The 25,116-nt window shown below is 62.3% G+C and carries 21 protein-coding genes; 7 read left to right on the top strand and 14 right to left on the bottom strand.

Annotated features, from left to right (window positions below; translation table 11 throughout):
• Positions 1–5 precede the first annotated feature (5 nt).
• From astD to acs, 10 genes are all read right to left on the bottom strand, one after another.
• Entirely contained in the window at positions 6–1,469 is a 1,464-nt protein-coding gene (astD, locus tag OGV19_RS03410; protein ID WP_264312137.1) for a succinylglutamate-semialdehyde dehydrogenase, read from the bottom strand.
• Positions 1,470–2,498, bottom strand: coding sequence for an arginine N-succinyltransferase subunit beta (gene astA, locus OGV19_RS03405; RefSeq protein ID WP_264312136.1), 1,029 nt, complete (start codon positions 2,496–2,498; stop codon positions 1,470–1,472). It lies immediately after the preceding gene.
• 86 nt (positions 2,499–2,584) lie between these two features.
• The gene (gene aruF, locus OGV19_RS03400) at positions 2,585–3,604 is read right to left on the bottom strand and encodes an arginine/ornithine succinyltransferase subunit alpha (RefSeq protein WP_264312135.1); all 1,020 of its coding nucleotides are present in this window, start codon (positions 3,602–3,604) and stop codon (positions 2,585–2,587) included.
• 142 nt (positions 3,605–3,746) lie between these two features.
• Positions 3,747–4,967 carry an aspartate aminotransferase family protein gene (locus OGV19_RS03395; protein WP_264312134.1) on the bottom strand — a complete coding sequence of 407 codons (1,221 nt, stop codon included), beginning with the start codon at positions 4,965–4,967 and terminating at the stop codon, positions 3,747–3,749.
• A 330-nt stretch (positions 4,968–5,297) separates the two neighbouring features.
• A complete protein-coding gene (gene argR / locus OGV19_RS03390; RefSeq protein WP_264312133.1) occupies positions 5,298–6,278 on the bottom strand; it encodes a transcriptional regulator ArgR in 981 nt (326 codons plus the stop codon).
• A 102-nt stretch (positions 6,279–6,380) separates the two neighbouring features.
• Positions 6,381–7,145: an ABC transporter ATP-binding protein gene (locus tag OGV19_RS03385; RefSeq protein WP_264312132.1), complete on the bottom strand. Its 765-nt coding sequence runs from the start codon at positions 7,143–7,145 to the stop codon at positions 6,381–6,383.
• Between the two features lie 22 nt (positions 7,146–7,167).
• Entirely contained in the window at positions 7,168–7,866 is a 699-nt protein-coding gene (locus OGV19_RS03380) for an ABC transporter permease (RefSeq protein WP_264312131.1), read from the bottom strand.
• Entirely contained in the window at positions 7,863–8,552 is a 690-nt protein-coding gene (locus OGV19_RS03375; protein WP_264312130.1) for an ABC transporter permease, read from the bottom strand. The genes OGV19_RS03380 and OGV19_RS03375 overlap by 4 nt, the downstream gene beginning before the upstream one ends.
• Before the next feature lie 88 nt (positions 8,553–8,640).
• The gene (locus OGV19_RS03370) at positions 8,641–9,426 is read right to left on the bottom strand and encodes an L-arginine-binding protein AotJ (protein WP_264312129.1); all 786 of its coding nucleotides are present in this window, start codon (positions 9,424–9,426) and stop codon (positions 8,641–8,643) included.
• Between the two features lie 506 nt (positions 9,427–9,932).
• Complete coding sequence (gene acs, locus OGV19_RS03365) at positions 9,933–11,894, bottom strand: acetate--CoA ligase (protein WP_264312128.1); 1,962 nt, start codon at positions 11,892–11,894, stop codon at positions 9,933–9,935.
• Positions 11,895–11,926: 32 nt separating this feature from the next.
• Between acs and OGV19_RS03360 the strand changes: the two genes are divergently transcribed.
• Both OGV19_RS03360 and OGV19_RS03355 read left to right on the top strand, forming a co-directional pair.
• Entirely contained in the window at positions 11,927–12,184 is a 258-nt protein-coding gene (locus OGV19_RS03360; RefSeq protein ID WP_264312127.1) for a hypothetical protein, read from the top strand.
• A gap of 117 nt (positions 12,185–12,301) precedes the next feature.
• Positions 12,302–12,556, top strand: a complete 255-nt coding sequence (locus OGV19_RS03355) for a DUF2790 domain-containing protein (RefSeq protein WP_027593091.1) — start codon at positions 12,302–12,304, stop codon at positions 12,554–12,556.
• A gap of 84 nt (positions 12,557–12,640) precedes the next feature.
• On the opposite strand, the gene OGV19_RS03350 is transcribed toward OGV19_RS03355, so the two are convergent.
• A complete protein-coding gene (locus OGV19_RS03350) occupies positions 12,641–14,200 on the bottom strand; it encodes a sigma-54-dependent transcriptional regulator (RefSeq protein ID WP_264312126.1) in 1,560 nt (519 codons plus the stop codon).
• A gap of 254 nt (positions 14,201–14,454) precedes the next feature.
• Here OGV19_RS03350 and phhA point away from each other — a divergent pair, with 254 nt between their 5' ends.
• From phhA to OGV19_RS03330, 4 genes are all read left to right on the top strand, one after another.
• On the top strand, positions 14,455–15,243 hold the full coding sequence (gene phhA / locus OGV19_RS03345) for a phenylalanine 4-monooxygenase (RefSeq protein ID WP_264312125.1): 789 nt from the start codon (positions 14,455–14,457) through the stop codon (positions 15,241–15,243).
• A gap of 37 nt (positions 15,244–15,280) precedes the next feature.
• On the top strand, positions 15,281–15,637 hold the full coding sequence (locus tag OGV19_RS03340) for a 4a-hydroxytetrahydrobiopterin dehydratase (RefSeq protein ID WP_099454978.1): 357 nt from the start codon (positions 15,281–15,283) through the stop codon (positions 15,635–15,637).
• Between the two features lie 290 nt (positions 15,638–15,927).
• Positions 15,928–16,056, top strand: coding sequence for a hypothetical protein (locus tag OGV19_RS03335; RefSeq protein WP_256214942.1), 129 nt, complete (start codon positions 15,928–15,930; stop codon positions 16,054–16,056).
• 96 nt (positions 16,057–16,152) lie between these two features.
• The gene (locus tag OGV19_RS03330; protein WP_264312124.1) at positions 16,153–17,352 is read left to right on the top strand and encodes an MFS transporter; all 1,200 of its coding nucleotides are present in this window, start codon (positions 16,153–16,155) and stop codon (positions 17,350–17,352) included.
• A 123-nt stretch (positions 17,353–17,475) separates the two neighbouring features.
• Here OGV19_RS03330 and OGV19_RS03325 read toward each other — a convergent pair whose 3' ends face one another.
• Positions 17,476–20,496: a D-2-hydroxyglutarate dehydrogenase YdiJ gene (locus tag OGV19_RS03325; RefSeq protein WP_264312123.1), complete on the bottom strand. Its 3,021-nt coding sequence runs from the start codon at positions 20,494–20,496 to the stop codon at positions 17,476–17,478.
• A 152-nt stretch (positions 20,497–20,648) separates the two neighbouring features.
• Here OGV19_RS03325 and OGV19_RS03320 point away from each other — a divergent pair, with 152 nt between their 5' ends.
• A complete protein-coding gene (locus OGV19_RS03320; RefSeq protein ID WP_264312122.1) occupies positions 20,649–21,533 on the top strand; it encodes a LysR substrate-binding domain-containing protein in 885 nt (294 codons plus the stop codon).
• Positions 21,534–21,650: 117 nt separating this feature from the next.
• On the opposite strand, the gene OGV19_RS03315 is transcribed toward OGV19_RS03320, so the two are convergent.
• Complete coding sequence (locus OGV19_RS03315) at positions 21,651–23,069, bottom strand: amino acid permease (protein ID WP_264312121.1); 1,419 nt, start codon at positions 23,067–23,069, stop codon at positions 21,651–21,653.
• Positions 23,070–23,752: 683 nt separating this feature from the next.
• Positions 23,753–24,850: a 23S rRNA pseudouridine(2605) synthase RluB gene (gene rluB, locus OGV19_RS03310; RefSeq protein WP_264312120.1), complete on the bottom strand. Its 1,098-nt coding sequence runs from the start codon at positions 24,848–24,850 to the stop codon at positions 23,753–23,755.
• Positions 24,851–25,116: the final 266 nt, after the last annotated feature.

Raw genomic sequence — 25,116 nt, 5'->3', positions numbered from 1 at the left:
GTTTGTTATAGGGTGACGCCCGGCGTCAGGGTTGCCGGCAAGGCGAGGCTGGCGGTCTCCAGCGAAGCCACGGGGTAAGCGCAGTAATCGGCTGCGTAATAGGCACTGGCGCGGTGGTTGCCGCTGTTGCCAACCCCCCCGAACGGCGCGCTGCTGGCGGCGCCGGTCAGTTGCTTGTTCCAGTTGACGATGCCCGCACGGCTGCGCAGCCAGAAGTACTGGTAGCGGGCGCGGGAGTCGGACAGCAACCCGGCGGCCAGGCCGTATTGGGTGTTGTTGGCCTCATCGATGGCGGCATCGAAGTCGGCGTAGCGAATCACCTGCAGCAACGGGCCGAAGAACTCTTCATCCGGGCGCCCGGCAACGGCGCTGACATCGAGGATGCCAGGCGTGAGCAGCGCGGCGTCGGCCTGCGGCTGGGTCATTTCGAGCAATTTCACCGCGCCCTTGCCCACCAGGTCGGCCTGGGCTGCGATCAGCGCCTGCGCCGCCTGCAGCGAAATCACCGAGCCCATGAACGGCGCTGGCTGCTGGTCGAAGGCGCCCACGGTGATGCTTTTGCACACCTCGACCAGCCGCGCGATCAGCGTATCGCCCCAGGCCCCTTGCGGCACCAGCAGACGACGGGCGCAGGTGCAGCGCTGGCCGGCGGAAATGAATGCCGACTGAATGATGGTGTAGACCGCAGCGTCCAGGTCCTTGACCTCGTCCACCAGCAGCGGGTTGTTACCGCCCATCTCTAACGCGAGGATCTTGTCCGGGCGCCCGGCGAACTGTTGGTGCAACAGGTTGCCGGTGCGGCTGGAGCCTGTGAAGAACAGCCCGTCGATACCTGGGTTGGCCGCCAGCGCCACGCCGGTTTCGCGAGCGCCCTGGACCAGGTTGAGCACGCCTGCAGGCAGGCCAGCGGCGATCCAGCAATTGACGGTCAACTCGGCAACCTTGGGCGTCAGCTCGCTGGGCTTGAAGACCACGCAGTTGCCCGCCAACAGCGCCGGCACGATATGGCCATTGGGCAAGTGGCCTGGGAAGTTGTAGGGCCCGAACACCGCCACCACACCATGGGGCTTGTGCCGCAGCACTGCGGTGGCATCGGCCAGCGGGCCGCTTTTCTCACCGGTTCGCTCACGGTAGCTTTGTACCGAAATCGCCACCTTGTTGATCATGCTGGTGACTTCGGTCGCCGATTCCCACAGCGGCTTGCCGGTTTCTTCGCCGATGCAATGCGCCAGCGCGTCGGCATGCTTTTTCAACTGTTCGGCGAACTTTTCCAGCACGTCGATGCGCGCGTCCAGGCTCAACTGTGCCCAGGCCGGAAAGGTCTGGCGAGCGGCCTGCACGGCGGCATCAACCTGGCTGGCGTCGGCGCCCTGCCCTTCCCAGACAACGGCCTGGGTCACCGGGTTGAGCGATTGCAGGGGTTCTCCCTGGCCAGCCTGCCAGTTGCCGGCGATGTAATGCGTGGTCATTTACTGGGCCTCCCGGCTTGCCGACAGCGGCACCGCACGCACGTTGTCGCCAGCCCCCATGCGCAGGCGCTTGGCGGTCAGCGGGTCGACCACCAGGGTGCCTGCCGCCAGGCGTGCGGGCGCGGCCGTGATGCGGCAGTCGTCGCGTTTGCGGTTGTGGATGATATAAGGGGTCGCGTCATCGCCCGGAGTACCAACGGCCAGCACCAGGGTCTGGCTTTCGCGCACAGCCCGAATCTTCGCGGTATCGCACTCGATGGCGGGGCCGGCGTCGAAGATGTCGACATAGCCCTGGTAGTTGAACCCTTCCTGCTTGAGCATGGCCAGCGCAGGCTCGGTGTCGGTGTGCACACGCCCAATCACATTGCGCGCCGCCTCGGACAGGAAGCAGGTGTACAGCGGGAACTTGGGCATCAGTTCGGCGATGAACGACTTGTTACCCACCCCAGTCAGGTAGTCGGCCTGGCTGAATTCCATCTTGAAAAAGTGCCGGCCCAGGCTTTCCCAGAACGGTGAGCGCCCCTGTTCGTCGGACATGCCGCGCATCTCGGCGATGATCTTTTTGCCGAACAGCTCCGGGAACTCGGCGATGAACAGCATGCGCGCGCGCGACAGCAAGCGGCCATTGAGGCCGGAACGGTGGTCGCTGCGCAGGAACAGCGAGCACAGTTCGGAGTTGCCGGTCAGGTCGTTGGCCAGGAACAGGGTGGGGATTTCACGGTAGATGTTCAGCTCTTGCGAAGCGCTGACGGTGAGGCCGACCCGGTAGTTGTACCAGGGCTCGCGCAGGCCGACGGCGCCGGCGATGGCGCTGATGCCCACCACCAGGCCTTCGTCATTCTCCAGCACAAACAGGTAGTCGGTATCGCCACGCTCGGCTTCGCCACGGAAACTCTTCTCGGCCCAACCCACGCGATGCCCGAGGCGTTCTTCGTTGGCCGGCAGCGTGGTCAGCCCGGTGGTACCGGTGCTGCGAGCCAGTTCGATCAGCGCGGGTAAATCGCTGCTGCGTACGGGACGAACGATCATGCTATCTCCTTGAGCGGCGACCCTTGCCACCGCGAAACGCTTCGTTTCGAGCTTGCTGTTTCGAGCTATCTGCGCAGGCTCGCGCCTTAGACGGCAACCAGACGCACACTTGCACCGTCACCGACACCCAGGGCGTCGGCCGCGCCGCGCCCCAGGCTGACCGGCTTGCCTGGCACCCAGTCAAGCTCCAGCAACACCGCGCGGTAGTCCTGCAACTGGCCGTTGCACACCAGGTACGGGCGCCCGCCCTTGACCGGAGCATCCTCCAGCTTGACCGGTACCACACGGCTCTGGGCAATCGAACGAATGCCCGAAGCCCGCGCGTGCAATGTCGGCCCACCGTCGAAGATGTCGATGTAGTGCTCGGTCTCGAAGCCTTCACGCATCAGGATGTCGAAGGTGATCTGCGCCCGTGGGTGGACCTGGCCCATGGCCTCCTGCGCCTCGTCGGGCAGCAGCGGCACATAGATCGGGTAGTGCGGCATCAGTTCGGCCAGGAACGTGCGGCTCTTCAACCCGCACAGGCGTTCGGCATCGGCGTAGTTGAGGTCGAAGAAGTTGCGGCCTATGGCATCCCAGAACGGCGATTCGCCCTGATCATCGCTGTAGCCCACTATTTCGGTCACCACCGAGTCGGCGAAGCGCTCCGGGTGCGAGGCCATGAACAGCAGGCGGCCGCGTGAGTTGAGCTCGGCCCAGCCGCTGCCGACCAATTCGGGCAGTACATAGAAGCTGGTCAGCAGGCTGTTGCCGGTCAGGTCATGGCACAGCGACAGGACGTGGATCTTGTTGTGGATCTTCAGCTCGCGCGAGGCGTGCACGAAGGTCTCGTTACGAAAACTGTAAAACGGCTCGGAGTAGCCGGCCGAAGCGACGATGGCCGAGCAGCCGGCAAGCTTGCCGGTGTCGCTGTCTTCGAGCACGAAGAAGTAGCTTTCCTCGCCGTTGAAGCTGACCTCGGCGGCGAAGGAGGTTTCGGACGCGGCGATCTTGTCGCCCAGACGGGCTGTATCGTCCGGCAGCGAGGTGACACCAATGGGGCTGTCGGCAGCCATGCGCTGCACTTCGTTCAGGTCAGCCATTTGCGCGGGGCGCATCACCAGCATGGTGTCACTCCTTTGGTAAAGCGGGCCGTTCACGACGGCGCGAAAAAACGGCGGGCGCGCAATTGACACTGCAAGTACGCGCCCGCGCTGGAATTCAAGTATCGCCGGCCCGTTCAGGGCCGGCGAAAGGACCGCAGGCGAATCAGCCTTGGGTCAGTTTGGCCACAGCGCGCTCGAAGCGGACCAGGCCTTCATCGATGTCGGCGTCTTCAACCACCAGGCTAGGCGCAAAACGCACCACGTCCGGGCCGGCCTGCAGCACCATCACACCTTCTTTTTCGGCGGCATTGAGCACGTCCTTGGCCTTGCCCTGCCAGGCTTCGGTTAACACGCAACCGATCAGCAGGCCGACGCCACGTACCTGGGTGAACAGGCCGTATTGCTGGCCGATCTGCTCCAGACGGGTTTTGAAGCGCGTGTGCTTGGCCTTGATGCCGGCCAGGGTTTCTGGGGTGTTGATCACGTCCAGCACGGCGCAGGCAACGGCGCAGCCCAGCGGGTTACCGCCATAGGTGGTGCCGTGGGTACCGACGGCCAGGTGCTTGGCCAGTTCGGTGGTGGTCAGCATGGCGCCGATGGGGAAGCCGCCGCCCAGGCTCTTGGCGCTGGTCAGGATGTCGGGCGTAACACCGTAGTGCTGGTAGGCGTACAACGAACCGGTACGGCCAACGCCGGTCTGCACTTCGTCGAAGATCAGCAGGGCATTGTGCTCATCGCACAGCTTGCGCGCGCCTTCCAGGTACGCCTGGTCGGCCGGGACTACGCCGCTCTCGCCCTGGATCGGCTCGATCACCACGGCGCAGGTCTTGTCGGAAATCTGTGCCTTGAGCGCGTCCAGGTCGTTGTACGGAACATGGCTGATGCCGGTGATCTTCGGCCCGAAGCCGTCGGAGTACTTCGGCTGGCCACCGACGCTGACGGTGAACAGGGTACGCCCGTGGAAGCTGTTCACAGTGGCGATGATTTCGTGCTTTTCAGGGCCGAAGCGGTCATGGGCAACCCGACGGGCCAGCTTGAAGGCGGCCTCGTTGGCTTCAGCACCGGAGTTACAGAAGAAGGCACGGTCGGCAAAGGTGGCGTCTACCAGTTTGTGGGCCAGGCGCAGGGCCGGCTCGTTGGTGAAGACGTTGGACACGTGCCAGAGCGTGTTGGCTTGCTCGGTCAGCGCCTTGACCAGTGCCGGGTGGCAGTGACCCAGGGCGTTGACGGCAATACCGCCAGCGAAGTCGATCAGCTCGCGACCCGACTGGTCCCACACGCGGGAGCCCTCGCCTCGCACAGGAATGAAGGCCGCCGGCGAATAGTTGGGAACCATGACCTGGTCAAAATCGGCACGTTGCACCGGGGCTTGCTCAACGGACATCTGAGTCTCCTGAAGAGGAACGCTGGCCTGGAATTGGCGAGCGATGGGGGGATTGTAAGGACTGATCAGCGCCTGTCCTTGCGGCCAAGCGACAACTTGTTACAGCGCAAAACCCAGTTTCGGCCAGGTTTTCGGCAATGCGACAAACACTGTCGCAATCGCGCAGTGTAACGGGAGTGGGTGGCTGGGTGAACGGGTGTTCACAGCAAGATCGGAGGTTGCCTGGGCCAGCCCTTTCGCAGGCAAGCCCGCTCCCACAGTATCCGTAGCTGTGACAACCCAGTGGGAGCGGGCTTGCCCGCGAAGAGTCCGGTACAGACGAAGGAGAAATCAGCCCTTTTCGGCAGGCGCCGAGCTCAACTCGAATGGGCTGCTGTTACGCCGCTGGTTGCGATCTTCGCGCGGCGTCGCGCCAAAGAAGTTACGGTACGCACTGGAAAAATGCGGCCCAGAAGAAAACCCGCACGACAAGCCGATCTGGATGATCGACTTGCTGGTCTGCATCAGCATCTGCCGCGCCTTGTTCAGCCGCAACTCGAGGTAATACTGGCTGGGCACCCGGTTCAGGTACTGCTTGAAGATGCGCTCCAGCTGCCGACGCGACACGCACACGTGCTGGGCGATCTCGTCGGTGGTCAGCGGCTCTTCGATGTTGGCTTCCATCAGCAGCACAGCCTGGGTCAGCTTGGGGTGGCTGGAGCCCAGGCGGTTCTGCAACGGAATACGCTGACGCTCGCCCCCCTCACGGATGCGCTCGACCACCAGCTCTTCAGACACCGCCCCCGCCAGTTCCGCGCCATGATCACGCGCCAACACAGCGAGCAACAGGTCGGTCACCGCCATGCCACCACAGGCAGTCAGGCGGTCACGGTCCCAGTCGAACAGGTGGCTGGTGGCAATGACCTTGGGGTAACGCTCAGCAAAATCGTCCTGCCAGCGCCAGTGCACCGCCGCGCGGTAACCGTCGAGCAGGCCAAGTTGGGCCAGTGGATACACGCCGGCAGACAAGCCACCCATCACGCAGCCACTGCGCGCCAGTTGCTTGAGTGCGGTAGACAGCACCGAGCCCACCGCCTGCGGCGGCTCATCGGCCAGCAACAAGAGCTTCTGGCACCCCTCCAAGCGGCCATTCCACGGCTCGCCCGGCAGGCGCCAAGCGCCCTCCACTGCAGGCTCTGCCTGCAGAAACGACAATTCGTAGACCACATCCGGATGCACCCGCTGGGCCACCTGCAACACTTCCTCGGCCAGCGCCAGGGTCAAGGGCTTGGTGCTGGGCCAGATGAGAAAACCGATTCGCTGGGTGGTCATAGAGTGCGGTCCGAAACCTGGGGTCGTTCGAGTCTGTGGCACAGGGTCAGGCTGCGCTCGCTGCGCAGCATGCCCTATTCTGGTGCAAAGATGCAGCCTTGTTTACTTGAGGCTGCCGGAGAGGAACTGCTTGAGCCGCTCCGATTGCGGGTTGGCCAGCACCTCGCGCGGGCAACCGGTCTCTTCCACCAGGCCCTTGTGCAGGAACACCAACTGGTTCGACACCTCGCGAGCAAAGCCCATCTCATGGGTCACCACCACCATGGTCCGGCCTTCCTGGGCCAGCGCCTGCATGACCTTGAGCACATCACCCACCAGCTCCGGGTCGAGCGCCGAGGTCGGCTCGTCGAACAGCATCACCTCAGGCTCGACAGCCAGGGCACGGGCAATGGCCACACGCTGCTGCTCGCCGCCGGACATATGCCCTGGGAAGGCGTCCTTGCGATGGCCGACACCGACCTTGGCCAGGTAGTACTCAGCCTTTTCCAAGGCCTCTTTCTTGTTCATGCCGAGCACGTGCACGGGGGCCTCGATGACGTTTTCCAGCGCCGTCATGTGCGACCACAGGTTGAAATGCTGGAACACCATCGACAGGCGCGAGCGCATGCGCTGCAGCTGGCGCGGGTCGGCCGCCTTGAGCGCGCCATCCTTGCCGGCGACCAGTTTCAGCTCTTCGTTGTTGAGCAGGATCTTGCCGGCATGGGGCTGCTCCAGCAGGTTGATGCAGCGCAGGAAGGTGGACTTGCCCGAACCGCTGGAGCCGATGATGCTGATCACATCGCCTGCCTTGGCCGCCAGGGACACGCCCTTGAGCACTTCATGGCTGCCGTAGCGCTTGTGCAGGTCTTGGACTTCGAGTTTGTACATGCTGTCGATTCTCACAGAGCGGTCAGTGCTTGCGCGGCGCCAGGTAGCCGAGCCAGCGGCGTTCGGCCATCTTGAACAGGCGCACCAAAATAAAGGTCAGGCACAGGTAGAACACGCCCGCCGTGATGTAGGCCTCGAAAGGCAGGTAATACTGGGCATTGACCGTGCGCGCCGCGCCCGTGATGTCGATCAGGGTGACGATCGACGCAAGGCTGGTGGTCTGCAGCATCATGATCACTTCGTTGCTGTACTGCGGCAATGCCCGGCGCAGGGCCGAAGGCAGCAGGATGCGGCGGTACATCTTGAAGCGCGACATGCCCATGGCCTTGGCCGCCTCGATCTCGCCATGGGGCGTGGCCTTGAGGCTGCCGGCGATGATTTCTGCGGTGTAGGCACTGGTGTTGACGGCGAAGGCCAGGCAAGCACAGAAGGTCGCGCTGGACAGCATCGGCCAGAAGATGCTCTCGCGCACCGCTTCGAACTGGGCCAGGCCGTAGTAGATCAGGAACAGCTGCACCAGCATCGGCGTACCGCGGATCACATAGGTGTACAGCCAGGCGCTGAGGTTCACCAGCGGCTGCTTGGACACCCGCATCAGGCCCAGCGGGATCGCCGCGAGCAGGCCAAACAACAGTGACAACGCCAGCAGCTTGAGCGTGGTCAGCAACCCGCCGAGGTACAGCGGCATGGCCTCCCACACCACGTTGTAGTCGAAGATCATAGTTCAACCACCTTGACGCCCACCGAGTAGCGTTTTTCAAGATACTTCAAGGCCAGCAGCGAAACACTGGTCAACACCAGGTACATGGCCGCCACTGCCAGGAAGAAGGTAAAGGGTTCGCGGGTGGCGTCCGCCGCCTGCTTGGCCTTGAACATCATGTCCTGCAGGCCGACCACCGAGATCAGTGCGGTGGCCTTGGTCAGCACCAGCCAGTTGTTGGTGAACCCCGGGATGGCCAGGCGGATCATCTGCGGCACCTGGATGCGGAAGAACACCTGGCGATTGCTCATGCCATAGGCCACGCCGGCTTCGGCCTGGCCCTTGGGGATACCGAGGAAGGCGCCGCGGAAGGTTTCCGACAGGTAGGCGCCAAAAATGAAGCCCAAGGTCCCGATACCCGCAATCAGCGGATTCAGGTCAATGTAGTCTTCGTAGCCGAGCAGCGGCGCCACTCGGTTGATGATGTCCTGCCCGCCGTAGAAGATCAGCAGGATCAGTACCAAGTCCGGAATACCACGGATGACCGTGGCATACATATCGCCCAACCAGGCCAGCCAGCGCACCGGCGACAAGCGCAGCGCCACGCCAATCAGGCCGAGCACGATGGCCAGGGCCATCGACGACAGGGCGAGCTGCAGCGTCAGCCACGCCCCGTCGAGGATGACTGCCCCGTAGCCTTTCAACATGATGAGGTCCTCGACCTAAAGAATGAAAAATGGTGCAAACCTCAGAGCCTCTGCTGTTTGCACCATTGCACAGGTGAAACTCGACGTCTTACTTCGAGTCTGGACCGTAGATGTCGAAATTGAAGTACTTGGCTTCGATTTGTTTGTACTTGCCGTTGGCGCGGATCGCGTCGATGGCCGCGTTGATGCGGTCGACGTTGGCCTTGTCACCCTTGCGCACGGCGATGCCGATGCCGTCACCGAAGTACTTGGCGTCGGTGAATGCCGGGCCTACGAACGCGAAGCCCTTGCCGGCGTCAGTCTTCAGGAAGCCGTCTTCCAGCAGGGTAGCGTCAGCCACAGTGCCATCGAGGCGGCCGGCTGCCACATCCAGGTAGATTTCGTTCTGGGTGCCATAAGGGACCACGGTGGCACCTTTGGCGCCCAGCACTTCCTTGGCGAAGCGGTCATGGATCGAGCCGCGCTGCACACCAATCTTCTTGCCCTGCAGTTCACCCAGGCTGTCGCTGACCGAGGTGCCTTCCTTCATGACCAGGCGCGCCGGGGTCAGGTAGTAGCGCTTGGTGAAGTCGACCGACTTCTTGCGGTCATCAGTGATCGACATGGACGACAGGATGGCGTCGATCTTGCGCACTTTCAGTGCTGGGATCAGGCCGTCGAACTCTTGCTCGACCCAGGTGCACTTGGCTTTCATCTCTTCACACAGCGCGTTGCCGATGTCGTAGTCGAAACCGGCGATGCTGCCGTCGGGCTGTTTGAAGGCAAAGGGTGGGTAGGCGGCTTCGATACCGATTTTCAAAGGTTTTTCATCGGCCTGCGACACCAGGGAAAACACGGACAGCGCCAGGGCGCCAAGCAGTGCGAGCTTCTTCATCAGGTAACTCCATCGGTACGGGGCAATACAAGGCAGGAGTAACAACTGCCCGATATGCGAATGGGTACAACGCGAGCCGCGCAGGGTTCGACCAAGGCCGCAGACCACGAGCGAGTGAGTGGCATTTTAACGACAGCCCGGTAGTCGATATTTCTTCAAAGCGACAACTACTTACAGAAGCGCTTGAAACCGCTGCGGGCAATGTTGACAGCCATTGCAAAATATGCAAAGGCGCAAGGAAAATAACCTATAGACCTAGCAATTACTGGACCTATTATTCGCAAAGCCTTGTACTACGGCAAGTGTAGCGTGCTGTGTTGAAAAAAATGGCTACTCTCACGCACCAAAACGGGACACCGCTGTTTCAGTTCGCCCCGCTCCCGTGCGTAATCGGTGACAGAAGAGTTACCGATGAATGTCGGGTAACAGTAAAGCAAAAAACCCCGCCGGTTGCCCGAGCGGGGTTTCTTCAAAGGCCTGGGGGCCGCTTCACGACCCCATTGGCATCACGCCGAAGCCAGGTTCATCGCCTTGTGCGTATCGATCAGATGCTGCACCACACCCGGGTCGGCCAGGGTCGAGATATCGCCCAGCGAGCCGTATTCCGCCGTGGCGATCTTGCGCAGGATACGCCGCATGATCTTGCCCGAGCGGGTCTTAGGCAGCCCTGGCGCCCACTGGATGACGTCCGGCGAGGCGATCGGGCCGATCTCCTTGCGCACCCAGTTCTTCAGCTCAAGGCGCAACTGCTCGCTCGGCTCCACGCCGGCATTGAGGGTGACATACACATAGATGCCCTGGCCCTTGATGTCGTGCGGCACGCCCACCACGGCCGCCTCGGCAACCTTGGTGTGGGCAACCATTGCGCTCTCGATCTCGGCGGTACCCATGCGGTGGCCAGACACGTTGAGCACGTCATCCACGCGCCCAGTGATCCAGTAGTAGCCATCTTCGTCGCGGCGTGCGCCGTCGCCGGTGAAATACATGCCGCGGAAGGTCTTGAAGTAGGTATCGACGAAGCGGTCGTGATCGCCATACAGCGAACGCGACTGGCCCGGCCAGGAATCGAGGATCACCAGGTTACCCTCGGCGGCACCATCGATCAGATTGCCCAGGTTATCCACCAGTGCCGGTACCACGCCAAAGAACGGACGGGTCGCGGAACCCGGCTTGAGAGCGGTGGCGCCTGGCAGCGGGCTGATCAGGATGCCGCCGGTCTCGGTCTGCCACCAGGTATCGACGATTGGGCAACGCTCCTTGCCGACGGCCTTGTGGTACCAGTTCCACGCCTCGGGGTTAATCGGCTCGCCGACCGAACCCAGCAGCCGCAGGCTGGAGCCATCGGCACCCTCAACGGCCGCCTGCCCTTCGGCCATCATGGCGCGAATCGCGGTAGGGGCGGTGTAGAGAATGTTGACCTTGTGTTTGTCGATGATCTTCGACACCCGGGTGATGTCCGGGTAGTTCGGTACGCCCTCGAACAGCAAGGTGGTGGCGCCGTTGGCCAGCGGGCCGTAGACGATGTAGCTGTGGCCGGTGACCCAGCCAACGTCCGCGGTGCACCAGTAGACCTCGCCTGGGCGGTAGTCGAACACGCGTTCATGGGTCAGCGCTGCGTAAACCAGGTAACCCCCGGTGGTGTGCAGCACGCCCTTGGGCTTGCCGGTGGAGCCGGAGGTATAAAGGATGAACAGGGCTTCTTCGGCGCCCATCTCTTTAGGTGCGCAGTGGCTGGAGGCCACTTTCATCAGGTCTTCGTACCAGATGTCGCGGTGTTGGTGCCAGGCGATATCGCCACCGGTGCGCTTGCACACGATGATCTTCTGCACGCTGCTGGTTTCAGGGTTGGTCAGGGCCAGGTCGACGTTGCCCTTGAGCGGGGTACGGCGCCCACCGCGCAGACCTTCGTCGGCGGTAATCACCACCTTGGACTTGCAGTCGATGATACGGCCGGCCAACGCCTCAGGGGAGAAGCCGCCGAACACCACCGAGTGGATCGCACCGATACGGGCACAGGCCAGCATGGCAACCACGGCCTCGGGGATCATCGGCATGTAGATGGTCACCACGTCGCCACGGTGCACGTCCTGGCCACGCAGGGCGTTGGCGAACTTGCAGACCTGCTCGTGGAGCTCGCGGTAGGTGATGTTGCGGTGTTCGGAAGGGTCGTCGCCCTCCCAGATGATCGCCAACTGGTCGCCACGCTCTTCAAGGTGGCGGTCCAGGCAGTTGGAGGACACGTTCAGAGTGCCGTCGGCAAACCACTTGATATCGACATGGTGGTCATCGAAGGAGGTCTGCTTGACCTTGGTGAACGGCTTGATCCAGTCCAGACGCTGGGCCTGCTCGCGCCAGAAGCCGTCCGGGTTGATCACCGATTGCTGGTACATGGCCTTGTAGGTGGCCTCGTCGGTCAGGGTAGTGGCCGCAACCTCGGGACGAACGGGATACAGTGGAGCCGCACTCATCTGTGTTACCTCGGTGTAATAGTTGTTTTTGTATGGAACCGTTTGTAACTGTACCAGAGCGGCAAAAGCCATTCGACGTTGGTAGTAAAGCGACGGCATTTGGCACTGACGTACGAGCAAAGCGCTCTAGATCGGGCTTCGCAGCCCTGGCAGGCAAAAAACAGCGGTTTTTTTGCGTGATTGTTACAGATTCTGTCAAAACACTTTATCAAAAGACCCACTGTTTCAGCGGTTGTCGCCGCCCTAAAATTCATCTCGCCAACAACGGCAAGGCGATTAACTTCTGGTAACAGCCCCCACGAAGGCAAGCGTTAATCACCCGCTAATCCCGATCGTTAAATCTAGCAGTACTCGCGGCGTCACAAGCGCCGCGCACCCCCTCACGACCTTAGACAGGTAAATAGAAAATGAAAGCTTTACTGGTATTGGTACTTGGCAGTCTTTGCGGCGCGGCAATGGCCGGCGAAGCAAACGATGCCGAGCAGATTCCGGTTGAACAGTACAGTTACTCGCAGCACTTGGACATTGCCCGCGTCATCTCCATGAGCGAAGTGCCCAACGTCTGCGAAGTCGTGCCAGCCCGCATGACCTACGAGGACTCCCAGGGCCAGAAGCACATTCTTGAATACCGCGTGATGGGGAATGGCTGCTCCAACGGCTAAACCTTGAGATTGGGCCCCTCTGGGGCCCTTCGCGGGCTTACCCGCGAAGCGGGTTACGCGCTTTCAGCGCAATTCAACTGCGCACTATTCAGACGTTTTACCCAATGCATAATCGCGCAACTTATTAGCAATCGTTGTGTGCGAAACACCCAATCTTTTGCCCAATGCACGGCTACTTGTAAATTCCCCCATCAAACTTTCCAGCACGGCCTTTTCAAAACGCCCGATAATCTGTGAAAGATCACCGTCCAACGAAAACTCACCCAACGGTTGCCGCACGCCATAATCTGGCAAACGAATGTGCTCGCCTTTAACCACGCCGCCTTCACATAACGAAACCGCCTGAAACAATACGTTTTCCAGTTGCCGCACATTACCCGGCCAGTGGTACTGGCTGAGTTTATCCATCGCCCCCGGCAACAGGCGCGGCAAGGCACAGCCAATCTGCCGGCTGGCCTGGTCGAGAAAGTGCTGCACCAAGCCTTCCAGCCCATCCATGCACTCGCGCAGTGGCGGAATGTGCAGCGACAGCACGTTGAGGCGGTGATACAGGTCCTGGCGGAACTCGCCGCGCGCGCACAGCTCGGACAAGTCCACCTGAGTCGCGCAGATGACCCGCACATCCAGGTACACCTCTTCATCACTGCCTACGCGGCGAAAGCAACCATCCTGCAGAAAACGCAGCAGCTTCACCTGCAGGCGCGGGCTCATCTCCCCAACCCCATCGAGGAACAACGTACCGCCGGCTGTCAGCTCCAGCAGCCCCAGCTTGCCCTCGGCGCGGGCACCCTCGAACGCGCCCGGCCCGTAGCCAAACAGCTCGGTCTCAGCCATCGACTCAGGCAAGCCCGCACAATTGAGCGCCATCAGCGGCGACTGCCCACGTGGGCTGGCCAGGTGGCAGGCACGCGCCAACAACTCTTTACCGGTGCCCGTCTCCCCTTCGATCAGCAAGGGGGCATCCAGGGGCGCCATGCGCCGCGCCTCGCGCACCACCGCCGCCATCACCCGCGAGCTCTGGAAGATACTGTCAAAGCCCCGCAACTCCTGCTTGCGCACGTTATAGATGCGCTCACCAATACGGTCGGCACGGTGAAGGGTCAGCACCGCGCCAGCCAGGGCCTCGCTGTCGTCGTGCTCGGATTGCAAGGGTGCGATATCGGCCAGAAACACATCCCCCTTGACCTTGACCCGCAGGCCGTTGATGCGCGATTTGTTGGCCCGCACCAGCTCGGGCAGGTCGAAGTCTTCGACATAACGCGCCAGCGGCATGCCCGGCACCTCGTCAACCCGCACGCCGAGCAACTGCGCCGCCGTGCGGTTGGCGGCAACGATGCTGCCGCCCATGTCGATCGACAGCACCGGGAAATCCAACGCCCCCAGTAACGCATTCAGCTCCATGTGCCGACGCTCACTGGGCATCAGCCCGACGCGCTTGACGCCGAACACCCCGGTAATGGCCTCGAATTTCGGCCGCAGGGCCTGGAACTGCAGGTTGATCAGGTTCGGGCAATGCAGGTAGATGGCATTGCCATGGTCTCCGCCCACCTCGCCGCGCAGCACGTTGATGCCGTACTCCACCAGCAGGTTGAGGATGTCGCGCAGGATGCCAATGCGGTTCTGGCAATGCACTTTGATACGCATGAGGGCTCTCGAAGCGCCAATGTTTTTCAACTCAGCGCGGAAAAGTCGTAAAGATAAGCTGACAAAAACAGCGAAATCATCAGCCAGATGCCTCGGATTTTCCGACACCCGCGCTGTTTTGTAAAATTATCGTTACGAAATCACAGCATAAAACCCGCACCGACACCCGCCCACCCCGTGCAAAGCCGCCCATGCAGGGGTATTCCTTAAGCATGTCCTGCACATAACAAGAAAGCCCTCACCAGGAGAGCCACATGAAACAGACGCACTACGTGGCACGCGAGCCCGATGCGCATGGTTTTATCGATTACCCGCAGCAAGAGCATGCGGTGTGGAACACGCTGATCACCCGCCAGCTGAAAGTCATCGAAGGCCGTGCGTGCCAGGAATACCTGGACGGCATCGATCAACTCAAGCTGCCGCACGACCGTATCCCGCAACTGGGCGAGGTCAACAAGGTCCTGGGCGCCACCACCGGCTGGCAGGTCGCCAGGGTGCCTGCATTAATCCCCTTCCAGACCTTCTTCGAATTGCTGGCCAGCAAGCGCTTCCCGGTCGCCACCTTCATCCGCACCCCGGAAGAACTGGACTACCTGCAGGAACCGGACATCTTCCACGAGATCTTCGGCCACTGCCCGCTGCTGACCAACCCCTGGTTCGCTGAGTTCACCCACACTTACGGCAAGCTCGGCCTCGCCGCGACCAAGGAACAGCGTGTGTATCTGGCGCGCCTGTACTGGATGACCATCGAGTTCGGCCTGATGGAGACCCCGCAAGGTCGCAAGATCTATGGCGGCGGCATCCTCTCCTCGCCGAAAGAAACGGTCTACAGTCTGTCGAACGAACCGGAACATCAGGCGTTCAACCCGATCGAAGCGATGCGCACGCCGTACCGCATCGACATCCTGCAGCCGCTGTATTTCGTCTTGCCGAACCTCAAGCGCCTGTTCGACCTGGCCCACGAAGACATCATGGGCATGGTTCAGCAGGCCATGCAGTTGGGCCTGCACGCCCCCAAGTTTCCACCCAAGGTTGCTGCCTGAAGCCAGCCTGATAACAACTCGAATTGGAAAAGAACTCATGAATGCCTTGAACCAAGCCCATTGCGAAGCCTGCCGCGCCGACGCCCCGAAAGTCAGCGACGACGAGCTGGCCGAGCTGATTCGCGAAATCCCGGACTGGAACATCGAAGTGCGTGACGGCCACATGGAGCTGGAGCGCGTGTTCAAGTTCAAGAACTTCAAACATGCACTGGACTTCACCAATGCCGTGGGCGAAATCGCTGAAGCCGAAGGCCATCACCCAGGCCTGCTGACCGAGTGGGGCAAGGTCACCGTGACCTGGTGGAGCCATTCGATCAAAGGCCTGCACCGTAACGACTTCATCATGTGCGCGCGCACCGACAAGGTGGCCGAGACGGCTGAAGGCCGTAAGTAAGCACCAAAGACGGGGCCGCTGTGTGGCCCTTCGCGGGCAAGCCCGCTCCCACAGGTACAGCGCAAGCTTCGGTTGTTCGCGCTTGCTGTGGGGGCAGGCTTGCCCGCGAAGGGCTGCGCAGCGGCCCCGTTTTTGCGTAAGAAAAATGTCCGCTATTCGCCCGTAAAACCGACAAGCGAACGGGAAAAAGTTCAAACTGTCATCCAGACTGCTGTATCCTGCCCAAGCTTTCCGAAGCCCCAAATGCGCCTGGCGCAGCCTTTTCACTCACACTTGCGAGGAACGACGAGATGCATGAAATCCCGAATCTTCCCTTCCCAAGCCTGAACCCAGAAGAGCAAACCGTTACCGTCCACGCCGAGCCGACGCCTGCCGTCGACCAGGATGGTGACGATCAATCCAGCGCTGACCAGGAATAACTGCGCATCCCCCGACTGTGTGAAAACGGCTGACCTGCGGGCCACCCCCGTCATCACGTTTTCACACCGTCCAGAACCTCTGCCACGAAGGCCCCCATGCCCGACTCACCGCGCCCCCTTGCGGTAACCCTGCAAGTCGTCTCCATCGTCCTCTTCACCTTCATCGGTTACCTGAACATCGGCATCCCCCTGGCCGTATTACCCAGCTATGTGCACAACGACCTGGGTTTCAGTGCCGTGGTCGCGGGCCTGGTGATCAGCGTCCAGTACCTCGCCACCTTGCTCAGCCGCCCAACGGCCAGCCGCATCATCGATAACCTCGGCCCCAAGAAGGCGGTGATGTACGGCCTTGCCAGTTGCGGCCTCAGCGGCGTGTTCATGCTGGCCTGCGCCTTCCTGACCCACCTGCCCTGGCTGAGCCTGACCTGCCTGCTGATCGGCCGCGTGGTACTGGGCGGCGGCGAAAGCCTGGTGGGCTCCGGTGCGATCGGCTGGGGCATCGGCCGGGTGGGCGCCGAGAACACCGCCAAGGTGATCTCCTGGAATGGCATTGCCAGCTATGGTGCGCTGGCCGTTGGCGCGCCACTGGGGGTGCTGATGGTCAAGACGCTGGGGCTATGGAGCATGGGCGCGGGCATCATGCTGCTGTGCGCGGCAGGCCTACTGCTGGCCTGGCCCAAACGCGCAGCGCCCATCGTCAGCGGGGTGCGTCTGCCGTTCCTCAGCGTGCTGGGCAAGGTGCTCCCCCATGGGTCGGGCCTGGCGCTGGGCTCGATCGGCTTTGGCACGATCGCCACCTTCATCACCCTGTACTACACCAGCCAGGGCTGGCCGAATGCCGCACTCACCCTGAGCCTGTTCGGCGCCAGCTTCATCAGTGCGCGTCTGCTGTTCGGTAACTTGATCAACCGGATTGGCGGTTTTTGCGTGGCAATCGCCTGCCTGGCGGTGGAGACCGTGGGGCTGTTGATGCTGTGGCTGGCACCCAGTGCCGAGCTGGCATTGGCAGGTGCCGCACTTAGCGGGTTTGGATTTTCGCTGGTGTTCCCGGCGCTGGGTGTGGAAGCGGTGAACCAGGTGTCGGCGGCCAACCGCGGGGCGGCGGTTGGTGCGTATTCGCTGTTCATCGATCTGTCGCTGGGGATTACCGGGCCGCTGGTGGGCGCGGTGGCGGCGGGGTTCGGGTTTGCTTCGATGTTCTTGTTTGCAGCGGGGGCTTCGGCTTGTGGGCTGGTGTTGAGCCTTTACCTGTATCAGCAGGCGCGGCGGGCTCGGGATACCCTGCAGCGGCCGTGATTATGCAGCGCCTGTACCAGCCTCTTCGCGGGCAAGCCCACTCCCACAGGTACTCCACTGCTCTCAAGGGCAGTGGTCCATACCTGTGGGAGCGGGCTTGCCCGCGAAGAGGCCGGTGCAGGTTTAGCGCTGCGCGTACTGCAAGACCACCTCCAGCGGATGGCGCATCTGCCGTTCGGTCATGCGCTTGACCTGGCTGCGGCACGAATACCCTGTCGCCAGCGGTTCGTCTTCCTTGTCCAGCTTGGTCGCCCACGATTGCTCGAAGATGGTCCGCGAGGTCTCCTGGTTACGCGCTTCATGCCCGTAGGTGCCGGACATGCCGCAGCAACCGGTAGCCTCGGTTACCAGCTTCAACCCCAGACGGGCAAACACTTGCTCCCATTGCTTGGTACTGGCCGGCACGTTGGTCTTCTCGGTGCAGTGGGCCATCAGGCGGAAACTGCCGGCATTGGCCGCCGCCTGCTCGGGCAGTGCATCCATCAACCATTCCTGCGGCAACAGCACCTTCGGGCAGTCTTCCAGGCCAGGCACCTTCTGGTACTCCTGGCGATAGACCAGGGTCATCGCCGGGTCCAGCCCCACCAGCGGCACGCCGCAATCGGCCAGGGCCTTGAGCTGGTTGCCATTGCGAATCGCCGCCTTGGCAAACGCCCCAAGGAAACCCTGCACGTGCAGCGGCTTGCCGTTGGCGCTGTACGGTGCCAGGAATACCCGGTGCCCGAGGCGGTGCGCCAGGTCGATGAACGCGGCCAGCAGCGGCGTCTCGAAGTAACGGGTGAAGGCATCCTGCACCAGCACGATGCTGCGCTCACGCTGGGCCGGCGTCAGCTCACGCAGGGCCGGCACGCTGGCCACGCCAACGCGGCAGCGGGTCACGGTCGCCTGGAAGTTGAAACGGCTGATCAGCGGGCTGTCGACCATGCCGACCTTGTCCGCCAGCAGCTTGCTTACCCACTTCGAGCCCATTACCGCGTTGTACAACCCCGGCGCATGCGCCAGGTACGGGATGGTGAACTCCAGCGAGCCGATCAGGTAATCACGCAATGGGCGCTGATAGCGACCGTGGTACAGCTCAAGGAAACGTGAGCGGAAGTCCGGCACGTTGACCTTGATCGGGCACTGCCCCGCGCAGGACTTGCACGCCAGGCAACCGGCCATGGCGTCGTAGACTTCGTGGGAGAAGTCCGCCTGCCCCTGGTCGCGCCCACGGTTGTTGCGCAGCCGCGCTGGCAGGCCCTTGAGCCAGGACACCTTGTTGCGCGCAGCCGCCAGCACGTCAATATCCGCCGCGCCCTGCAGGCGCAACCATTCGCGCATCAGCGAGGCACGACCCTTGGGCGAGTGCTGGCGCTCACGGGTGGCCTTCCACGACGGGCACATGGCGTCGTTGGGGTCGTAGTTGTAGCAGGCACCGTTGCCGTTGCAATGCACCGCGCTGCTGAAGTCCTGCCAGACACGCTCGTCGATGGTGCGGTCGAGGTCGCCACGCAGGGTCACGCCATCGACCTTGGTCAGGCCTTCGGCGCTGTCTGGCGGGGTGCAGATCTTGCCGGGGTTGAGCTGGTTGCGCGGGTCAAAGGCGCCTTTCAGGCGCTGCAGCGCCGGGTACAGCTCGCCAAAATACTCGGGCACGTATTCTGAACGCAGGCCCTTGCCGTGCTCACCCCACAGCAGGCCGCCGTAGCTTTTGGTCAGGGCCGCCACGGCATCGGAAATCGGCTTGACCAGCGCGGCCTGGGCCGGGTCTTTCATGTCCAGCGCCGGGCGCACGTGCAGCACACCGGCATCGACGTGGCCAAACATGCCGTAGGCCAGGCCGTAGCCATCGAGCAGCGCGCGGAAGTCGGCAATGTAGTCGGCCAGTTGTTCTGGCGGCACCGCGGTGTCCTCCACGAACGGCTGCGGGCGCACCTCACCCTCGACGTTGCCCAGCAGGCCCACCGAACGTTTGCGCATGGTGTAGACGCGGGTGACCGCCTCGGCGCCCTCGGCCAGGGTGTGCCCCAGGCGCTCGACGCTGGTGTCGTTTTGCAGGTGCTGAATGAACGCCTGTACCCGCGCATTGACCTCATCGGGCTGATCGCCGCAAAACTCCACCAGGTTGATACCCAGGGTCGGGCGCTCGGGGTCGGCCGGGAAATACTCGGCGACGCTGTGCCAGACGATGTCCTTCATGGCCAGCATCAGCACCTTGGAGTCGACGGTCTCGATCGACAAAGGCTTGTGCGCCATCAGCGCATTGGCGTCGCGCAGGGCGTCCATGAAGCTGGTGTAGCGGACGTTGACCAATACCGCGTATTTCGGGATCGGCAGCACATTGAGCTTGGCTTCTACCACGTAGCCCAGCGACCCTTCGGCGCCGCACAGCACGCTGTTGAGGTTGAAACGCCCCTGCGCATCGCGCAGGTGCGCCAGGTCGTAGCCGGTCAGGCAGCGGTTGAGCTTTGGGAAGGTGCTCTCGATCAGCTCGCCCTGGGTTTGCTGGATCTCGCGAGCCACGCGGTACACCTCGCCAACCCGCCCTGGCGCGGCGCAGGCCTGCTCCAGCGCAGCGTCATCGATGGGCAGGCTGTGCAGGCGCTCACCACCGAGCAGCACGCTGTGCAATTCGAGCACGTGATCGCGGGTCTTGCCGTAGGTGCAACTGCCCTGGCCACTGGCGTCGGTGTTGATCATGCCGCCGACAGTGGCACGGTTGGAGGTGGACAGCTCAGGCGCGAAGAACAGCCCGTGTGGCTTGAGCGCGGCGTTGAGCTGGTCCTTGACCACACCGGCCTGGACCCGCACCCAACGCTCCTCGACGTTGATTTCGAGGATGCTGTTCATGTGCCGCGACAGGTCGACGACGATGCCATCGGTCAGCGACTGGCCGTTGGTGCCAGTCCCCCCGCCACGCGGGGTCAGTTTGACCTGGGCAAAGCGTGCCTCGCCCATCAGCGCGGCGACCCGCGCCACGTCATCGGCATCACGCGGGAACACGGCGGCCTGGGGCAAGCGCTGGTAAATCGAGTTGTCGGTGGCCAGCACCGTACGGGTGGCGTAATCGGCACTGATCTGGCCACGGAAGCCGCTTTTGCGCAGGGCTTCGAGGAAATCTGGGTAGTTGGCGGTCGGTGCACTGGTCGGCAGTTGGGCGATCATCGAACGGATGGCCTCTTGATATGGGCTAATTCACGGGAATCCTGTCATGCCGGCATGGGTTGCTTCACGGCGGATGACGAATAGGCCAATGTTCCTGTACTTTCGCGCCAGGGGCAAACGGATAATCCTGCCGCTATCGATGACTTTTATGAATGAATTACCGCCACCTGACACCGTCCATGTCGCTGCTGCTGGCGTTCGAGGCTGCCGCCCGGCATGAAAGCTATACCCGCGCCGCCGCTGAACTGTCGCTGACCCAGAGCGCCGTCAGCCGCCAGGTGCAGGCACTTGAGCAGCAACTGGGGCTTACGCTGTTCCGCCGCGAAGGGCGCCAGGTGCAGCTGACCGACGTCGGCCGGCTTTACCAGCGCGAGTTGAGCGAAGCCTTGGGGCGCATCCGCAGTGCCACCCTGCAGGCACTGGCCTACCAGTCCGGTGTCGGCACGTTGCGCCTGGCCACCCTGCCCACCTTCGGCTCGAAATGGCTGCTGCCACGACTGCACGCCTTCTACAGCGCCCACCCGGGCATGCTGGTGCACATCCACTCCCGGATCGAAGCGATCAACTTCGACACCAGCGAGATCGATGCGGCGATCGGCGTGGCAAGCCACGACCTGCCGGGGCTGATCTGCCACCGCTTGCATGCCGAGGAACTGCTGGTGATTCTGCCGCCAGAAGCGGCTGCGGACACCCATGGCTGGAGCCCCGCCCGGGTCAGCGAGGAGGTGCTGCTCAACGTCGCCAACAACCCGCATGCCTGGGGCGAATGGTTCTCTCATCACAGCCTGCCGCACCGGGCGATGCGCCTGGGGCCGAGCTTCGAATTGACCTCGCACCTGATCCAGGCGGTGCGGGCCGGGATCGGCATCGGCCTGGTGCCGCGAATTTTGGTGGAAGAGGAACTGGCCAAGGGCGAGCTGTTCAGCCCTGGGGCGGCGTTTGCCAGCCAGCGCAGCTATTACCTGATCTATCCGCCACGTAACGAAGCGCTGCCGTCGCTGCGGGCGTTTCGCAGCTGGTTGCTGGAGCAGATCTGAGTTTTTGTTTTGCTGCACAGGCCTCTTCGCGGGCTTGCCCGCGAAGAGGCCTGTGCAGGCAACAAAAAACCCGATGCCAGTCACCTGGCATCGGGTTTCGGGTATTACCGGCAGCCTTTACTTGGCCACAGTACCGGCAGCACCGTTAGCCTGCGCCTCACGCTTGGGCTTGATGATGTAGAAGAGGAACATCACCACCACCCACACCGGAATCGCATACACCGAGATCTGGATACCCGGGATCTGCAGCATGATGCCAAGGATCAACACCACGAACGCCAGGCAGATGTAGTTGCCGTAGGGGTACCACAGCGCCTTGAACAGCGGTTTCTGGCCAGTGCGGTCCAGGTGCTGGCGGAACTTCAGGTGCGAATAGCTGATCATCGCCCAGTTGATTACCAGGGTCGCCACGACCAGCGACATCAGCAACTCCAGCGCATTCTGCGGAATGAAGTAGTTGAGCAGCACTGCAATCAGGGTCACCGCCGCCGACACCAGGATCGAACGCACCGGCACGCCGCGCTTGTCGACCTTGGCCAGGGCCGCCGGAGCGTCGCCTTGCTCGGCCATGCCCAGCAGCATGCGGGCGTTGCAGTAGGTACCGCTGTTGTACACCGACAACGCAGCGGTCAGGACCACGAAGTTCAGCAAGTGGGCGGCCACATCGCTACCCAGCAGGGAGAACACCTGCACGAACGGGCTGCTGCCATAGCTGCCGCCGGAGGCGTCGATGCTGGCGACCAGGGTGTCCCACGGGGTCAGCGACAACAGCACGACCAGCGCACCGATGTAGAAGATCAGGATGCGGTAGATGACCTGGTTGATGGCTTTGGGGATCACAGTCTTCGGCTTGTCGGCCTCGGCAGCGGTGAAACCGAGCATTTCCAGGCCACCGAAGGAGAACATGATGAACGCCAACGCCATGACCAGGCCGCTGACACCATGCGGGAAGAAGCCGCCGTGCGCCCACAAGTTGGTCACCGAGGCCTCGGGGCCACCGCTGCCGCTGGTCAACAGGTAGGCACCCAGGCCGATCATGCCGACGATGGCCACGACCTTGATGATGGCGAACCAGAATTCGGCCTCACCGAATACCTTCACGTTCATCAGGTTGATGACGTTGATCAGCAGGAAGAAGCCCGCTGCCGTGACCCAGGTCGGGATCTCCGGCCACCAGTAGTGGATGTACTTGCCGACCGCCGTCAGTTCCGACATGCCCACCAGGATGTACAGCACCCAGCAGTTCCAACCCGACATGAAGCCGGCGAAGCCGCCCCAGTACTTGTGGGCAAAGTGGCTGAACGAACCGGCCACCGGCTCTTCGACGATCATCTCGCCCAGCTGGCGCATGATCATGAAGGCGATGAAGCCGCAGATGGCGTAGCCGAGGATCATCGACGGGCCGGCGGATTTCATCACGCCTGCCGAGCCGAGGAACAGGCCAGTACCAATCGCACCACCAAGGGCGATCAACTGGATGTGGCGGTTCTTCAGGCCCCGCTTTAGCTCGCCTGAATGCATGTTTTGTCCACTCATGAACGAAGTCACCTGCATTGTTTTTATCTGTGACGAAATCGGACCCACCGCGCTCGTGGCGCAGCGGAATGGGCAAGGTGGTTACCTTGGGTTTCTTGAACGCGGGCGCCGCCGGGGCGGTTCAGCCGGGTGTGATCAAGAGTGCGCGGTACGCAAGAGGGTCACAGGTAAAACGCGGCGCACTGTATACCCCTGCAAGCGCGCAGGCGTCAACGCGTTGCGTCATTTCCTTGGGAAAAAACGCAGCGATCCTGTGGTGTGAGCCTTGAAAGGCGGAGTGATCGGCGTACATGGCGCCTCCATTTGTTGTTTTGTCAGCACGCCTCTGCGGGCGAGCTTTTGCACACGGCAATGGCTGCTATATCAGCGTGCGCCGGGGGTTTGGGCAATAGGGGGGCAAGGCTGAGGAGGAGCGCTGCTGACTCCAAGGTGGCAAGTTGTGTTTACAGCCCTAGGGAAATACCCATTCCATGGCCAGAAGCGAGCGATTTCGTATAAAAAACTTTACAAGGTGGTTTGCCAGCTTTCCACTCGTCAGAAAAATTGTGATTGATCAACAGGTTGGGACCGCTTCACGGCCCATCGCAGGCAAGCCAGCGCCTGCAGGTCCGCGCTGTATTCCCCTTTGCAGGAGGCGAAAAAAAACCAGCCCGAAGGCTGGTTCTTTTATCTACCGCTGCGAATCAACCGCGCGGCTTGCCGCGGCCACGGCCTGCCGGCTTGTCGCCGTCTGGCTTGCCGGTACGCTTGCGCATCTCGCTCGGGCGCTCGGCCACCGCGCTACCACGGTTGCCTTTACGCGGCGCTTCGTCACGCGCCGGGCGCGCTGGGCGCTCGGATGCGCTGTCACGTGGTTGACGGGCTGGGCGCTCGGCAGTGCCTTCACTGGCAGGGCGCAGGTTACGCACGCGCTCGCCACGCCCCATCGGACGGGTCGACTTGCGCTGCATGCGCTCCATCTTGTCCTTGGCCTTGAGGTTCAGGGTTGGCAGCGCGACCGGCTGCAGGCCCACTTCGGCGGCCAGGATGTCGATTTCGCCCTGGGTCATTTCGCGCCAGCGGCCCATCGGCAGGTCGGAATTGAGGAATACCGGGCCGAAGCGCACGCGCTTCAGGCGGCTGACCACCATGCCCTGCGACTCCCACAGGCGACGCACTTCACGGTTACGGCCTTCCATCACCACGCAGTGGTACCAATGGTTGAAGCCTTCACCGCCCGGTGCCTTCTGGATGTCGGTGAACTTGGCCGGGCCGTCTTCGAGCATCACGCCAGCCTTGAGGCGATCGAGCATTTCGTCGTCGACCTCGCCACGCACACGTACCGCGTATTCACGGTCCATCTCGTAGGACGGGTGCATCAGGCGGTTGGCCAGCTCACCGTCGGTGGTGAACAGCAGCAGGCCGGTGGTGTTGATGTCCAGGCGGCCGATGTTGATCCAGCGCCCTTCTTTCGGCCGCGGCAGGCGGTCGAACACCGTCGGGCGGCCTTCTGGGTCGTCACGGGTGCAGATCTCGCCGTCGGGCTTGTTGTACATGATCACGCGGCGGGTGGCCTCGGCGGCTTCCTCGCGCTTGATCAGCTTGCCGTCGACGGCGATGGCGTCGTGCAGGTCGACGCGCTGGCCGAGGGTGGCGGCAACGCCATTGACCTTGATCCGGCCCTGGCTGATCCAGGCCTCGACGTCACGGCGTGAACCGACGCCAATGCGCGCCAGCACTTTTTGCAGCTTTTCGCCGGATGGAGGGGTAATTTGGTCGTCTTGCAGGTCTTGCTCACTCATCTGGGCACCTCCCGGTGTAGGAATGAAAAAGGGGTCTTGGCGACGAACGCGCCAAAGGGCCGCGCATCATACGCGGTTCGGTGATGGAACGCACTGGAGCGTAGTGGTTTTTGTGGGGGCTGGATTGGTTTTCTGCCCAGTGGTTTTGCATTGGCAGGGCCGGCCTGTTCGCGGGGCAAGCCCGCTCCCACAGGCTACCCTCTACCCGTCACAACTCACATACCTGTGGGAGCGGGCTTGCCCCGCGAAGAGGCCGGCACAGGCAG

The sequence above is a fragment of the Pseudomonas putida genome (assembly GCF_025905425.1).
GTDB lineage: Bacteria > Pseudomonadota > Gammaproteobacteria > Pseudomonadales > Pseudomonadaceae > Aquipseudomonas > Aquipseudomonas putida_AF.
Note: the sequence above shows the minus strand (reverse complement) of the source record. Positions and strands in the feature narration are given on the sequence as shown.